We start from the raw sequence: 15,161 nt of genomic DNA, 5'->3' as shown, positions 1-15,161 counted from the left end.
GTCACGCGTGATTCGAGTATAGGCCACCCTTTGGGCAAAAAGGCACGATTGCGGCGCTGCAGCGACGCTTTCGCGGTTGCGACAGGCGCGCCGGACGGGGCTCTCCGGCAGGCGGCCACCGGCAAAGCGGTGCGAACGTGTGAAGCGTTTGCTTACACCGTGCTTTCGAATATGCGTGCTGCACAGGCGGCTCACGCCAAAGCCGCCTCAGCAACCGCTCAAGCCACCCCTTGCCGCTCCCGTCCGCGCAGCCACAGCGACGTCACCACCCCAAGCGCCAGCAGCGCCGCTACGAGTCCGGCAACGCCATTCCAGCCGTGCGCCGTCCAGAAACGTCCGCCATACGACCCGACGATGCTCGAACCAAGGTAATAGGCCAGCAGATACAGCGCGGCCGCCTGTCCCTTGGCTTCTTTCGCGAGCCGTCCCACCCAGCCGCTCGCTACCGCATGACCGGCGAAAAAGCCAAACGTGACGCAGGCGATCCCCGCCGCGATGCCGAGAATGGACGGCAGCATCGTCAGCGCCAGACCGGCCAGCATGATGACGATGGCGCCGGTCAGCACGCGGCCGCGTCCGAAGGTATCGGCCATGCGCCCCGACCACGGCGACGCCACCACGCCGGTCAGATAGACGACGAAGATGCCGCCTATGGCAGTCTGGCTAAGCTGGAACGGCGGCGCGAGCAGCCGGTAACCGATGTAGTTGTACAGCGTGACGAAGCTGCCCATCAGTACGAACGCCATCAGGAACAGCGCGGGCAGGCTCGGCCGTGCGAACTGTTTGACGAGCGCGAGACGATGATGCGAGAAGCCGAGTCCGCGACGCGGCACGAAGTGGCGTGAGGGCGGCAGCAGCGCGCGAAACGCCAGCATCGCGAGAATGCCGAGCACGCCGATCGTGCCGATCGCCACACGCCACGAAAACAGGTCAGCCACCACGCCGGTGATGACCCGTCCTGCCATGCCGCCTATTGCGGTGCCGCCCACATAGAGTCCCATTGCGAGGCCGAGCCCGTCCGGATGTACTTCTTCCGCGAGATAGGCCATCGCGACAGCCGGCACGCCGCCCAGCGCGAGTCCTTCGAGCGTGCGCAAGACCAGCAACTGATGCCATTGCGGCGCGACCGACACGCCCAGGGTGAGCAGCGCTGACACCGTCAACGACAGCGTCATCAAACGGTGCCGGCTCCAGCCCTCGGACACGAAGCCGGCGACGAACACAGCAAGCGCAAGCGCGGCCGTCGTCACGGAGAGCGACAGACTGCTTTGCGCCGGACTCACCCCGAACGCACTGGAAAACGCAGGCAGGAGGGGTTGCACACAGTAGAGCAGTGAGAAGGTCGCGTAACCTGCGAATAACAGCGCGACGCTCGCGCGCCAGTACGCGTGCGTGCCGCGTTCGAGGTAGGGCACATCGGCGGGAGAAGCATGGGATGCAACGTGGGGCGGGGGAACAGCTGAAGCAGCAGTCCGGTGGGGTTCCGGCGATGCGGTCACGAAACACTCTCCTGCGCAATGGCAAAGGCCTCAACGATACCGCGATTGCACCGATCACGCCTTCGAGCCCGGCAAGCGGGGCCAGTGTCATACGCGTGTTTAGAGTGGTCGATTGGGTTCAGACGTGCGAGATTTCGATATAGCGGCGCAGCAGGGTTTATGATGGCTCATCGGCATGCGGTAAAGTGAGGTCATCGGACTCGACCGCCACCGCGCCCGACGCGGAAAAAATCAGGTGCGTTTGCAACGTTTTCGGCGTAGCGGCGCTTTTTATCATCACATCGACCGGCACGATTTCCATATAGCCGGCAATGGGAGAACGGGGAAATATCATGCAAGTCGGTTCTATCGTCCGCTCCGTGCATATCGCCGTGCCTCAAGGCGCGCGCGGGATAGTCATGCGTATTCTCGGCGACATGGCGATGGTGGCGTGGTACGCCGGGGAACCCGGCACTTCGCTGCAACTCAACACTGAACCCTTTTTCCTCGAAGACCTGATAGATACGGGCGAACTCGTGCGTCCGTCCAGCGCGCAGATGCACTGAACGCGCTTGATGCCCGCGGCGGTGCCGCGGCGCTCGTCTTTGCGGACGGCGCGGCGCACAATGCGGGCATGAACGACGAAACTCACAATTCGCAGGACGGCGCTTCCAGTGCCGTGCCTTTCGCCCGGCTGACGCCGGAATGCGTGCTCGACGCTATCGACAGCGTAATGAGCACGGTCGGCGTGCGCACCGATGGGCGCATGCTGCCCCTCAACAGCTACGAAAACCGCGTCTACCAGATTGGTGTCGAGGACGGACCGCCCGTGGTCGCCAAGTTCTATCGGCCCGAACGCTGGACCGACGAAGCCATCCTCGAAGAGCACGCGTTCGTTGCCGAACTTGCCGCGCGCGAGATTCCGGCCGTGCCCGCACGTGCCTTCGAAGGCCACACATTGCATACGTTCGACGGATTCCGCTTCTCGATCTTCGAGCGGCGCGGCGGCCGCGCGCCCGATCTGGACCGGCGCGATACGCTTGAATGGCTGGGGCGGTTCATTGGCCGCATCCACGCGGTGGGTCAAACGCAGAATTACATCGCGCGCCCCACGCTGGATATTCAGACCTTTGGCTACGAGCCACGCGATTTCCTGCTCAACCAGCGCTTCGTGCCCGACGACGTCCGCACTGCCTGGGAAACGGTCGTGAACCTCGCGCTGGAAGGCGTGCAGCAAGCCTTCGAGCGGGCCGGCGAAATTCGCGCCTTGCGCATGCACGGCGACTGCCATCCGAGCAACGTCTTGTGGACCGATGCTGGGCCACATTTCGTCGATTTCGACGATAGCCGCATGGGACCTGCCGTGCAGGACCTATGGCTGTTGCTGCCGGGCGAGCGTGTCGAAGCCTCGCGCGCGCTGGCCGATCTGCTCGCTGGCTACGAAGATTTCTGCGAGTTCGAGCCGCGCGAGTTATATCTGATCGAAGCGCTGCGCACGCTGCGCCTGATCCACTACCAGGCGTGGCTCGCGCGACGCTGGGACGACCCCGCGTTTCCAGCGGCGTTTCCGTGGTTCAACACGCAGCGTTACTGGGAGGACCGCATCCTGGAGATGCGCGAGCAGCTCGGCGCGATGCAGGAAGGACCGCTCTGGCCGGTATAGCGCGTTAGGGTCCAAACGGCGTGGCCGGTAAAGACGGCGAACCCGACGAACCCGGCGCATTCGGCGAGCCGGATTCGAACGACGCAACGTGCGAGGTCTCGACGAGCGTCGACTTCACGATCACCTCGGCGCGCACGTCGCGTCCTATGGCTTCGATAACCGGGCGCACGCTGGCGAAATCGTCGGGCATGCAGACGTCGCTGGCGAAATGCGTGCTGCCGTCGCGCGTCATCGTGACCACGTTGCTCTGCGGATCGAATGCGTAGCGTGAACTGAAGTCGATATAACGGTCCTGCGTCTGCAGTGCCTCGGGCATCTCCAGCACGTGGAAATTGGCGGGCAGCGCAATGCGCGCGCGCTCGTGCAATTCGAGGTTATGGCAAATGAACGGCTGTGTGCGTCGCCGTTCGCCGAGCCAATAGCGCGCATCGGCGCTGAAGCCTCCGGCGAGACTCGTCAGCGCCGGAATGGAGGCAGCACCGCCCGGTACGACGAGACTTTCCAGCGTGCCTGTCATCGTGACAGTCAAGGGTCCGTCCGTTGCGCTCAGGTCGCTGGTCGACAGCGTGGCCGTGCCGTTCAGGTTCGCGCTGCGCAATTCCGCCTGGATGGACTCCTCACGTTGCGCCGGCGTCTGCATGCGCAACATCGCACGACCCTGCTCGGCCGACCAGCCGGAAGCTTCGAGCTGATAGACGAAGCTCGCTGAACCATCCGGCGCGACCGTGATGGACAGGTCCGTGCGGTGCGCCATTGGCGCAGTGGCGGGTGTTTGCGCAAGCGTGCCCTCGTTGACGAGGACCACCGGACGGTCCATGTCGGATGGCGGCAAATAGCCGAATTCGACGTTCGACGCCGTCGAGTCCGCATACATCTGCAGATCAGGCAGCCACGTAATGACGTGATTGATCACGCCATAGCCGGGCACGCTCGGCAGCGTGTAGATCGTGCCGTTGCTGATCAAGGCTGGCTCGTTGCGGATGCCCACGGCGTCGAGCAACGCGCTGTACAACGCGACGTGATCTTTGCAGTCGCCGTAGCGGTCCGCGAGAATCGCGCTGGCGTGATGTGGTTCCACGGCGGCTCGCCCTACATTGATGGCGACGTATCGCACGTTGCGCCGCACCCAGTCGTAGAGCGTCTTGGCCTTTGCGCGCGGCGACGTGTCATGTGCGGTGAGCGAGCGTGCAAACTGCACGAGCGCGGCATTGTGCGCGCTTGGGTCCACGGCCGACGCGCGATAGGTCGCGGCAAACGCGGCATAGTCCGCGAAAGTGGACACCATGAGCCGGTCGCCATACGACACATAAGCCACCGACCCACGTTCGAGCCGGCCGAAATGCGCGCGGTCGTAGCGGAATTCGTAAATGGTGCGGCCATCGTGCGTGACGGGCGGGCTCGCCGTGAAGCCACGCGCATCGGCATACAGCGGCTTGTCGGCGGGCAGATCGTAGATCAGACGGAAGTTATGTGTGGGAGCGAGATCGGGCGGTGTGAAATCGCTGAATTGACCCGCTACGATAGGCACTTTCTGTGTCTTGCGATACGTGAGATGCACGCGCGCACCGGGTTCGACCGCCGGAAACACGATGACCTTTTCCTGAATGTCCTGGAAGGTCGGCGCATCGAACGAGCGCGCTTCCTGCACGTCGCGAATCTGCTCGGGCTGCACGTCGTGCCGCGCGCCATCGGCGCCGGTCGTGTACGCCTCGATGATCTGCACGTCCGCCATGTTTCGATTGAACCAGACATACTGCTGCGCCGCGCGTGCTACGCCTGCCTCGCTGTTCACGCGCAACGTCACGCTGTCGAGCTTGGCGAACGAGCCGTCCTCGTTGACCGTGAAGGTCTGCGTTTCGCCTTCGTTCGTGTAAGGGTCGGTTGGCGCGCTCGACACACTGGTGCTCGTGGCACACGCACTGGTGAGCCAGCCGGCAAGGGCGATACACACGAGGCGGGCGAGGCGCATGGCAGGTTCAGGTATGCGAACGATTATGGGGTGACGCAGAGGCTCTCTTTCAGGACGCTTCCGTCAGGCGGAGCCTTTCGTGCCCGTGCCGACGCTCGCATTGGCAGACGCCTCTCCCAATGGACTGATCTTTACATCGCCTTCCGGGAAGCGGGCGAACATCACCAGTTCGCCACCCAATGCGTGGATGTGATCGCGCAACGTGGAAATGTACATGTCCGTTCGTTGTTCGAGCTTGGCGATGCTCGGCTGCTTCACGTTTAGCAGACTGGCGAGTTCTTCCTGTGAAAGACCGCGCGCGCGACGCATTTCGGCGAGTGCCATCTCGGCGAGTATCTCGTTTGCTTGCCGTTCCGAACGGGCCCGCGCTTCAGGCGGCATCTTTGCCCGCAATTCCGAGAACTTGTTGGTCATCGTTCGCCACCTCGAATTCAAGCCACGAATAAACATATCCTCAAAGGAATATTCCGTCAAAGGAATACGCTCCGCGTGTGATCGGCGCGTACGATCCGCGCATACGGTCAGTCCGTGCGAACGTCATGGAATGCCTGAGCGCGACGCTACGGCCGCATGACGCGCGGGCACGCGGCCCGCCTATCAATGCGTCGTATCTGAGGACATGCTACGGATTTGCGGAAGCGTCAGACAGTCAGCCAGTTGGCCAACTTTGAGTTCGCTATAGACTAGCCTGCGACGCGAAAATTTAACGGCTCAGCGACTCGACGCTGCAAGCCGCGCCGCTGCTCGCGGCGATCTCGCGCGCGGCTTTCGCGCCTTCCACTTGCAGCAGCGTGGGCAGCGAGACGCCGTTCTTTGCCGCGGTGACTTCGGCAAGAATGGACACGGCAATCTCCGGTGGCGTTCTGCTACCAATGTAAATACCCACTGGCCCATGCAGACGCGCCAGTTCGGTATCGTTCAGATCGAACTCCTTCAGACGCTCGCGCCGCGCCGCGTTATTACGGCGCGAACCAAGCGCGCCGACATAGAACGCCGGCGTCTTGAGCGCCTCCATCAGTGCGAGGTCGTCGAGCTTCGGATCGTGCGTCAGCGCGATCACGGCGCAGCGTTCGTCGAGTTTCATCTCGAGCACCGTATCGTCGGGCATGGTGCGCACGATCTTCGTGCCGGGCACGTCCCATTCGTCGGTGTATTCCTCACGCGGATCGCAGACGGTGACCTGATAATCGAGGCCCACCGCGATATTGCAGAGATAGCGCGACAGCTGCCCTGCGCCGATCACCAGCATGCGATAGCGCGGACCGTGGATGGTCAACAGGCGTTGGCCGTCGAAGTCGACGCCGTCGGTTGCTTCAGCGGGCACGAGCTGCACGGCGCCGGACGCCATATCGACGCGCCGCGCGATCAGATGTCCGTCCTCCACGGCAGCGCATAACGTGGCAACGCCGCTCTCCAGACTCAACGGTTCGAGTACCAACTGAATCGTGCCGCCGCAAGGCAGGCCAAAGCGGTGTGCCTCTTCCGCCGTGATGCCGTACTTCACCGCTTCGGGCACGGTTTGCTCGATGCCGCGCTGCCGGACCCGTTCGATCAGATCGTCTTCAATGCAGCCGCCGGACACCGACCCCACCACGAGGCCATCGTCGCGCACGGCGAGCATGGCGCCTTCCGGACGCGGCGACGAGCCCCACGTCTTGACCACCGTTACCAGTAGCGCGCGATGTCCCTGTTCGAGCCAGCGCGCGCTGGACTTCAGGACTTCGAGATCCACGCTGTCCATGATTTCTTCCTCTTTCCTTGATCTGCCGGGTCAGCAGTTTGATCGGTCTGGGCGCTGCTGGATTCGGAATCCGCTGCGCCTGACGAGGCCGTTTCCGCAGACGTGTCGGAGCCGGTCTCGCTGGTAATGGCATCTTCACCGGTGACTTGCGCGGTGAAGCGTTTAAAAAATTCGCTGGCGATTTTGCGCGCCGCGCCGTCGACGAGCCGCGAGCCGATCTGCGCGAGTTTGCCGCCAACCTGCGCGCTCGCTGTGTAAGTGAGCCGGGTGGCGTCGTCGCCTTCCGGTTCGAGCGTCACCTGCGTCTCGCCCTTGCCGAAGCCTGCCACGCCGCCCTGGCCTTCGAACACGATGGTATAGCTGTGCGGCGCATTGACGTTGGTCAGCACCATACGCCCCTTGAAGCGCGCCTTGACGGGCCCGACCGACGCACTCATCGACAGCGCAAAGGCGTTCTCGCCGTCCGCTTCGATACTCTCGCAACCGGGAATCGACGCGCGCAAAACCGCCGTGTCGTTCAACGCTTCCCACGCGCGTTGCTGCGAAACGGGCAGCGTATAACTTTCGGTCAATTCCATTGCGTTGCTCCTCTTGCTATCGTGGCTGCTCCGGCGATCTCAGCGCGGCGAGTGGTTTCGCCAACGCGTGGCGCCCGGGTCAACTGCGCGAGATCGCGGCCGAATGCCGCCAGGCTGTCGAGATTATGTACCGGACGGTGCGCGTCCACATGGGGCAGGATCGCCTGCACCCCGCGCGCCCTGGGCGAGAACTCGCTGTAGCGCAGCAGCGGGTTGAGCCAGATGATGCGATGCGCGAAACGGCGCAGCCGCGTCATTTCCGTGCCGAGCAGCGGAATTGCCTCGTGGTCGAGGCCGTCCGTCACGAGCAGCACGGTTGCGCGGCCGCCCAGCACCCTGCGCGCCCAGCGGCGGTTGAATTCGGCCAGAGTCGCGCCAATGCGCGTGCCGCCTGACCAGTCCACCACCTGATCGGCGAGCGCGGCAATCGCCACATCCGGGTCGCGCTCGCGCAGGGCGCGGGTCGCATTGGTGAGGCGTGTGCCGAACAGGAACACCTGCAGACGCTCGCGCGATTGCAGCAGCGCATGGCAGAAGTAGAGCACAGCGCGCGAATACGCGCTCATCGAGCCGGAAATGTCCAGCAGCAGAACGAGCGGTGGCTTGCGTTCGGTCACGGCGCGGTACTTCCAGCGCGTCCAGTCGCCGCCCGAGCGGACGGCGTGGCGGGCGCTGGCGCGCAGATCGGCGTGGGTCCCACGTGAGGCCGCCTTGAGACGGCGCGTGGGTTCCGTGGCGAGCGGCAGACGATGACCGCGGATCACGTGGCGCAGGGTACGCCATTCGTCTGCGGTGAGCGTGTCGAAGTCGCGATGACGCAGACGCTCTTCCGCGCTGAAGGTGACATGGGCATGCAACTCGCGCGGCTCGTCGTCGCGGGTGGTGTGCGCATCGGGACGCAGCGAGCGGGCAGCAAGCGCATCGGCAAGCCGGTTGTTGCGTTTGGGCGGCGGCAGGCCATTGCGCGCTTTGGGCAACAACAGCGCGCGTAGCTTGCCTTCCCAGTCGGGGTCGCGCCAGAACAGGTTGAAGGCGGCGTTGAAGATTTCGCGTTCGTCGGGCGCGGAGACCAGCAACGCGGCAAGCGCCGAGCGCACGTCGTCGCGGCGCCCGAGGTCGATCCACTGCAAGGCGGTGATCGCGTCCACGGCTTGCGCAGGCGACATCGGCAAGCCCGCGCCGCGCAAGACGCGCACGAAATGCACGACGTTGTACGCCAGCGTGGATGGCAGCGCGTGGCCCGCGGGCGCGCTTTGCATTGTGCTCGTCATCATCACTCCGGCACTGCCAGACACTGGGCAATCTGCGCGGCGTCGATGCGCGCAAGATCGTCCTGATACTTGAGCAACACGCCGAGTGTGTCACGCACCGATTGCGGATCGAGTTCGGTGACACTGAGAGCGGCGAGCGCGCGGCACCAGTCGATCGTCTCGGCGATGCCCGGCGCCTTGAACAGGTCCATGCTGCGGAGCTGATGCACGAAATCTACCGCGCGCCGCTGTAGCGCCGCGCTGGTTTGCGGTGCGCGCGCTGCGACGATGGCCAGTTCCCGCTCGCGCTCGGGATAGCCGATCCATTGGTAGAGGCATCGGCGCTTGAGCGCATCGTGCACTTCGCGCGTGCGATTGGACGTCATCACGACAAGCGGCGGCTGTTCGGCGCGTACCGTGCCGTATTCGGGAATCGACACCTGGAAGTCGGACAGCAGTTCGAGCAGGAACGCTTCGAAGGGCTCGTCGGCGCGGTCGATCTCGTCGATCAACAGCACACGGCGCGCGCCCGGATGTTGTTCGTCGGGCATGAGCGCTTGCAGGAGCGGACGCTTGAGCAGGAATTCGCTGCGATACAGCGTGTCGTTGGCGGGCCGTTCGCCGGCTGCTTCGGCGAGCCGCAGCGCCATGATCTGGCGCGGGTAGTCCCATTCGTAGAGCGCGCTCGCAGTGTCGAGACCTTCGTAGCATTGCAGGCGTAACAGCGAGGTGCCGAGCAATCCCGCGGCCGCCTTCGCCAGTTCGGTTTTCCCCACGCCCGGCTCGCCTTCGACGAACAGCGGCCGTTCCATGCGCAAGGCAAGGAACAGCGCGGTCGCCAGCTCGCGATTGGCAAAGTAGTCCTGAGCAGCGAGCTGGGCGAGGGTGTCGTCGATTGAAGCGGGTTGCATCATGGTCCTGTGAAGCTGGGCGCGGATGGGGGGCGGAAGTCGCGAGCCACGCAATGCAGCGGCGTGCAAAGCGTGGCGTCATCGCTCGCCGCGCGGCGCGCTATCCGTTTGCCGTCGTCACCGCCCGCGCCGTCAGAACCGGAATCAGGTGTGCGCGATACTCGGCACTCGCGTGCATGTCCGTGTTCAGTTCATCGGCGGAGACCGTGACTTTCCGTGCGGCCGCTGGCGTGAAATCCGCTGAAAGCGCGGTTTCCAGCGCCGTTGCCCGAAACACCGAAGCTGCTGCGCCCGTCACCGCCACCCGCACGCCGCTCGCATGTTTGGCCACGAACACGCCCACTAGCGCGAAGTGCGAAGCCGGGTTGCGGAATTTCTCGTAGGCGCTGTGTTCGGCGACGGGAAACTCTACCGCCGTGATTAGCTCGTCGGGCTCCAGCGCGGTTTCGTACATGCCCACAAAGAAATCGTCGGCGGTAATGCGGCGGCGGTCCGTCACGATCGTCGCGCCGAGGGCCAATACCGCGGCCGGATAGCAGGCTGCAGGATCGTTGTTGGCGAGCGAGCCGCCAATCGTGCCGAGCGCGCGCACCTGGCGGTCGCCGATATGCGCCGCGAGGCTGGCGAGACCCGGCAGCACGCGCTGGATATCCGCGTGCTCCGCGACGTCCGCATGACAGACGGCCGCGCCGATCGTCACGGCGTTGGCGTCGACGCGAATCTCCTTGAGTGCGGCGATCCGCGTCACGTCGATCAGTTTCGAAGGCTGCGCGAGACGCAGGCGCATGGTTGGCAACAGGCTCTGCCCGCCTGCGAGATACTTGGCGTCGCTGTCGCCAGCGAGCGCCGCGACCGCCGCTTTCGGGTCGGCCGCGCGGTGATAGTCGAATGCGTACATGACGGCTGCTCCGTTCAGGGTTGTTGGGCGGTGCGAATGGCGGACCACACGCGATGCGGCGTAGCAGGCATCTGGAGATCCTTCACGCCGAGCGGCGCGAGCGCATCGAGAATCGCGTTGATGACCGCCGGTGGCGAGCCGATCGCCCCGGCTTCGCCGCAGCCTTTCACGCCGAGCGGGTTGTGCGTGCACGGCGTGCCCTTGGCGGTTTCCACGGTGAAGCTCGGCAGGTCGGACGCGCGCGGCATCGCGTAGTCCATGTACGAGCCGGACAGCAACTGACCGCTGTCGTTGTCGTACACGCAGCGTTCGAGCATCGCCTGACCGATGCCCTGACCGAGCCCGCCGTGTACCTGCCCTTCGACGATCATCGGGTTGATCACGTTGCCGAAATCGTCGACGGCGGTGAACTGCTGGATGCGGCACTCGCCGGTATCCGGATCCACCTCCACCTCGCAGATGTAGGCGCCGGCCGGATAAGTGAAGTTGGTGGGATCGTAGAACGCGCTTTCATCGAGGCCCGGTTCGAGCGTTTCGAGCGGGTAGTTGTGCGGTACATAGGCGGCGAGCGAAATGTCCGTGAACGCCTTGGTGCGATCGGTGCCCGCCACGCGGAACACGCCGTTCTTGAACTCGATGTCGTCTGCCGAGGCTTCGAGCAGATGCGCGGCGATCTTCTTGGCCTTCGCTTCGATCTTGTCGAGCGCTTTCATGATGGCCGAGCCGCCCACCGCGATGGAGCGCGAGCCGTAGGTGCCCATGCCGAACGGAATGCGGCCCGTGTCGCCGTGCACGATCTCGACGTTGGCGAGCGGAATGCCCAGGCGATCCGCGACGACCTGCGCGAAGGTAGTCTCGTGGCCTTGCCCGTGGCTGTGCGAGCCCGTGAACACGGTCACTGAACCGGTGGGATGCACGCGCACTTCGCCAGCCTCAAACAGGCCCGCCCGTGCGCCGAGCGCGCCGGCAATATTGGACGGCGCGAGGCCGCACGCTTCGATGTAGCACGAGTAGCCGAGTCCGCGGCGCTTGCCGTTCTGTTCCGAGGCCTGCTTGCGGGCGGCGAAGCCTTTGACGTCGGCCAGTTCCTCGGCGCGCGCGAGGCAGGTTTCGTAGTCGCCGGTGTCGTAGGTGAGGCCGACTGGCGTCGCATACGGAAAGCTGCGAATGAAGTTGCGCCGGCGAATTTCCGCGGGCTCCAGATTCATCTCGCGTGCGGCGGTTTCCACCAGTCGCTCGACCACGTAGGTCGCTTCTGGACGCCCCGCGCCGCGATAGGCATCCACCGGGACCGTGTTGGTGAACACCGCTTTCACCTCGGCGTAGATGGCCGGGGTGGCGTACTGGCCCGCGAGCAGCGTCGCATAGAGGATGGTCGGCACGCTCGAGGCGAACGTCGAAAGATACGCCCCCATGTTGGCGATGGTGTGCACGCGCATGGCGAGGAAGGTGCCGTTGGCGTCCATCGCCAGTTCGGCTTTCGTCACGTGGTCGCGGCCGTGTGCGTCGGAGATGAAGGCCTCGGAACGCTCGGCCGTCCATTTCACCGGACGGCGGATTTTCTTCGAGGCCCACGTGAGCGCGACGTCTTCCGCGTAGAGAAAGATCTTCGAGCCGAAACCGCCGCCCACGTCCGGCGCGATGACCCGCACTTTCGATTCCGGCAAGGACAGCACGAATGCCGCCATCAGCAGACGCTCGACGTGCGGATTCTGGTTCGCCACATACACCGTGTAGCTATCGTCCTGCGGCGACCAGCTCGCGTTGACCGCGCGCGGCTCGATTGCGTTGGGGATCAGGCGGTTGTTGACGATATCGAGCGTCGTGACGTGCGCGGCTTTGGCGAAGGCGGCGTCGGTGGCCGCCTTGTCGCCGTGGCCCCAGGTGTAGCAGGTGTTGTCCGGCACTTCGTCGTGGACGGCGGGCTGACCGGGATCAGCCGCATGCGCCGTATCCACCACGGCCGGCAACACGTCGTAGTCCACCTCGATCAGTTCGACGGCGTCTTTGGCCGCCTTGAGCGAATGCGCGATCACCAGTGCCACCTGATCGCCGACGTGACGCGCCTTGGTGTGCGCAATCACCGGATGCGGCGGCTCGTTCATGGGCTTGCCGTCGACGCTGTGGATCAGCCAGCCACACGGCAGGCCGCCCACGCTGTCCGCGGCCATATCCGCGCCGGTGAACACGGCCACCACGCCGGGCGACTGCTTCGCGGCAGCGGTGTCGATGCTTTTGATCAGTGCATGCGCGTGCGGCGAGCGCAGAAAGACGGCGTAGGTTTGCTGGGGCAGGACGACATCATCGGTGTACTGACCATTTCCGGTCAGGAAGCGATAGTCTTCCTTGCGCTGGACGGAGGCGCCAATCAGCGGATGCGGGTCGGGTGCGTTCATCGTCGGCTCCTCAGGCAGTAACCGGAGCGCCGGCTTGCGTAGTCGCGCCCGCTTTCATGCCGGCAGCCCCCTCGAGCACCGCCTTGACGATGTTGTGATACCCCGTACAGCGGCACAGATTGCCATCCAGTTGAGCCCGGACGTCCGCTTCGGTGAGCTCGGGCTGGCGCTGGACGAGCGAGGTCGCACTCATCACCATGCCGGGCGTACAGAACCCGCACTGCAAGCCGTGACATTGGCGAAAGGCCGCCTGCATGGGATGCAGCTCGCCGTCTTTGGCGAGACCCTCAATGGTGGTGATATTCGCGCCTTCCGCCTGGACGGCGAGGATGTTGCACGATTTGACCGCGCGGCCATTCAGATGCACCGTGCACGCGCCGCATTGTGCTGTGTCGCAGCCAATGTGCGTCCCCGTGAGGCGCATCTGCTCGCGCAGGAACTGGACTAGCAGCGTGTGGGGTTCGATTTCCGCGGTAACGGGCGCGCCGTTGACCGTCAGACTGATGCTGATCGCCATGAACTGTCTCCTTTGGGGGATCGAGACCGGCACGGGCCCACTGCCACTACCTTCCGCCTGCCTGCTGTGAGGGCTCGCTTCGGTTTGTGTTTTTATGGTTCCAGCGAAAAGTAAAGCACAAATCGGTCAGGGGTGCTATTCGGGGAAATTGGCCGGGTGGCGGTCAGACGCGCTGGGAATGCGGTGGGTGGTGAAAGTGGCTGGCGGTGGCTGGGCAATGAAAAACGGCACGCTGCGTGAGCAGGCGTGCCGTTTTTCATTGGAGGGATGAACCTCACCGTATGACGTTCAAACCAGCGTTCCAGAGGCTAGTGGGCGCCATGCGCGAGCTTCGAATGCCGGCGCGAGTAACCAAAGTAGATCACCATGCCGATCAGCAGCCAGACGATGAAGGCGATCCACGTGACCCGTTGCAGGTTCAGCATCAGGAACAGGCACGACGCTACGGCGAGAATCGGCACGACCGGCACGCCCGGGCAACGGAAGGCACGCGGCAACTCCGGATGGGTCTTGCGCAGCACCAGCACCGCGATCGACACCATCGAGAACGCCGCCAGCGTCCCGATGTTGATCAGTTCCGCGAGCACGTTGAGCGGCACCAGCGCGCCGATCAGCCCAAAGAACAGACCCACCAGCCATGTGGTGAGAAACGGCGTGGAGAAACGCGGGTGTACATGCGAGAGCCTGGCCGGCAGCAGACCGTCGCGCGACATCGCGAAGATCACGCGCGTCTGGCCATAGGCCATCACGAGGATCACGGTCAGCATGCCGAGCACGGCGCCCAGGTCGATGAAACCGGCCACCCATTTTTCGCCGGCCACCTGCAGCGCATATGACACGGGGTGCGAAATATTGGCGAACTGCGCGGACGGCACGATGCCCGTCACCACGGCCGCGACCGCCACGTACAGCACCGCGCACACGCCCAGCGACGCGATGATGCCAATGGGCAAATCGCGCTTGGGGTTTTTCACCTCTTCGGCCGCGGACGACACGGAATCGAAGCCGATGAAGGCGAAGAACATCACCGCAGCCGCACCGAACACGCCGTTCCAGCCGTTCGGCATGAACGGGTGCCAGTTGGCCGGCGTGACGTGAAATACGCCCACGGCGATCACCAGCAGCACCACGATGACCTTGATCGCCACCATGACGTTATTGATGCGCGCAGATTCGCGGATGCCCACCGACAGCACCGCCGTAATCGCCATCATCACGAGGAAGGCGGGCAGGTTGAAGAGGGTTTCGTGACCGGGCAGCGCGCCTGGCGCAGCGGTCAGCGCCACTGGCAGTGAAATGCCGAAGCCCGACAGCAGCGACTGCAGATAGCCCGACCAGCCCACCGACACCGCTGACGTTGCCAGCCCGTATTCCAGCATCAGATCCCAGCCGATGATCCAGGCCGCAAGCTCACCGAGCGTGGCGTACGAGTAGGTGTAGATGGAGCCGGCCACGGGAATGGTCGAGGCGAACTCGGCGTACGCCAGCGCGGCGAAACCGCACGCAATGGCGGCGATGATGAACGACAGCATCAGCGCGGGGCCGGCCTGCACGGCGCCCGTGCCGGTCAGCACGAAAATGCCGGTGCCGATGATGGCACCAACGCCGAGGAAGGTCAGGTCGAGCGCGCCGAGGGCTTTCTTCAGACCGGCGCCACTGGCACTGGCCGCGAGCATATGCTCGACGCTTTTTTTGCGGAACAGGGACATTGGCGAGGATCTCCAGTAGTGCACGCGTCTTGCGCGCCGAATGTCGAGAAA

General features: G+C 64.3%; 14 protein-coding genes. 2 read left to right on the top strand and 12 right to left on the bottom strand.

Annotated features, from left to right (window positions below; translation table 11 throughout):
- Positions 1 to 218: 218 nt before the first annotated feature.
- Positions 219 to 1,499: an MFS transporter gene (locus D0B32_RS14085; protein ID WP_117334582.1), complete on the bottom strand. Its 1,281-nt coding sequence runs from the start codon at positions 1,497 to 1,499 to the stop codon at positions 219 to 221.
- Positions 1,500 to 1,656: 157 nt separating this feature from the next.
- Positions 1,657 to 1,833: a hypothetical protein gene (locus D0B32_RS32540; RefSeq protein WP_181969804.1), complete on the bottom strand. Its 177-nt coding sequence runs from the start codon at positions 1,831 to 1,833 to the stop codon at positions 1,657 to 1,659.
- Here D0B32_RS32540 and D0B32_RS14080 point away from each other — a divergent pair.
- Both D0B32_RS14080 and D0B32_RS14075 read left to right on the top strand, forming a co-directional pair.
- On the top strand, positions 1,832 to 2,044 hold the full coding sequence (locus D0B32_RS14080) for a hypothetical protein (RefSeq protein WP_117334581.1): 213 nt from the start codon (positions 1,832 to 1,834) through the stop codon (positions 2,042 to 2,044). The two genes, D0B32_RS32540 and D0B32_RS14080, sit on opposite strands and share 2 nt — an antisense overlap.
- Positions 2,045 to 2,112: 68 nt before the next feature.
- Positions 2,113 to 3,141, top strand: coding sequence for a serine/threonine protein kinase (locus D0B32_RS14075; RefSeq protein WP_117334580.1), 1,029 nt, complete (start codon positions 2,113 to 2,115; stop codon positions 3,139 to 3,141).
- Positions 3,142 to 3,145: 4 nt separating this feature from the next.
- On the opposite strand, the gene D0B32_RS14070 is transcribed toward D0B32_RS14075, so the two are convergent.
- The 10 genes from D0B32_RS14070 to D0B32_RS14025 form a co-directional block, all read right to left on the bottom strand.
- A complete protein-coding gene (locus D0B32_RS14070) occupies positions 3,146 to 5,110 on the bottom strand; it encodes a DUF3857 and transglutaminase domain-containing protein (protein WP_117334579.1) in 1,965 nt (654 codons plus the stop codon).
- Positions 5,111 to 5,173: 63 nt separating this feature from the next.
- Entirely contained in the window at positions 5,174 to 5,524 is a 351-nt protein-coding gene (locus tag D0B32_RS14065; RefSeq protein ID WP_117334578.1) for an XRE family transcriptional regulator, read from the bottom strand.
- Between the two features lie 289 nt (positions 5,525 to 5,813).
- The gene (locus D0B32_RS14060) at positions 5,814 to 6,851 is read right to left on the bottom strand and encodes an XdhC family protein (protein ID WP_117334577.1); all 1,038 of its coding nucleotides are present in this window, start codon (positions 6,849 to 6,851) and stop codon (positions 5,814 to 5,816) included.
- The gene (locus D0B32_RS14055; RefSeq protein WP_117334576.1) at positions 6,824 to 7,429 is read right to left on the bottom strand and encodes a CoxG family protein; all 606 of its coding nucleotides are present in this window, start codon (positions 7,427 to 7,429) and stop codon (positions 6,824 to 6,826) included. Before D0B32_RS14055 ends, D0B32_RS14060 begins: the two co-directional genes overlap by 28 nt.
- A complete protein-coding gene (locus D0B32_RS14050; protein ID WP_259294997.1) occupies positions 7,420 to 8,700 on the bottom strand; it encodes a VWA domain-containing protein in 1,281 nt (426 codons plus the stop codon). The genes D0B32_RS14055 and D0B32_RS14050 overlap by 10 nt, the downstream gene beginning before the upstream one ends.
- Before the next feature lie 2 nt (positions 8,701 to 8,702).
- Positions 8,703 to 9,590: a MoxR family ATPase gene (locus D0B32_RS14045; RefSeq protein ID WP_117334859.1), complete on the bottom strand. Its 888-nt coding sequence runs from the start codon at positions 9,588 to 9,590 to the stop codon at positions 8,703 to 8,705.
- Between the two features lie 100 nt (positions 9,591 to 9,690).
- Positions 9,691 to 10,488, bottom strand: coding sequence for a xanthine dehydrogenase family protein subunit M (locus tag D0B32_RS14040; RefSeq protein ID WP_117334574.1), 798 nt, complete (start codon positions 10,486 to 10,488; stop codon positions 9,691 to 9,693).
- 14 nt (positions 10,489 to 10,502) lie between these two features.
- Positions 10,503 to 12,884: a xanthine dehydrogenase family protein molybdopterin-binding subunit gene (locus D0B32_RS14035; RefSeq protein ID WP_117334573.1), complete on the bottom strand. Its 2,382-nt coding sequence runs from the start codon at positions 12,882 to 12,884 to the stop codon at positions 10,503 to 10,505.
- A 10-nt stretch (positions 12,885 to 12,894) separates the two neighbouring features.
- Positions 12,895 to 13,401 (bottom strand): (2Fe-2S)-binding protein, encoded by a 507-nt coding sequence (locus D0B32_RS14030; protein ID WP_117334572.1) that lies wholly within the window; start codon positions 13,399 to 13,401, stop codon positions 12,895 to 12,897.
- Positions 13,402 to 13,709: 308 nt separating this feature from the next.
- A complete protein-coding gene (locus tag D0B32_RS14025) occupies positions 13,710 to 15,110 on the bottom strand; it encodes an amino acid permease (RefSeq protein ID WP_117334571.1) in 1,401 nt (466 codons plus the stop codon).
- Positions 15,111 to 15,161: the final 51 nt, after the last annotated feature.

The organism is Paraburkholderia sp. DHOC27 (assembly GCF_003429005.1).
In the GTDB taxonomy this organism is placed as follows: domain Bacteria; phylum Pseudomonadota; class Gammaproteobacteria; order Burkholderiales; family Burkholderiaceae; genus Paraburkholderia.
Note: the sequence above shows the minus strand (reverse complement) of the source record. Positions and strands in the feature narration are given on the sequence as shown.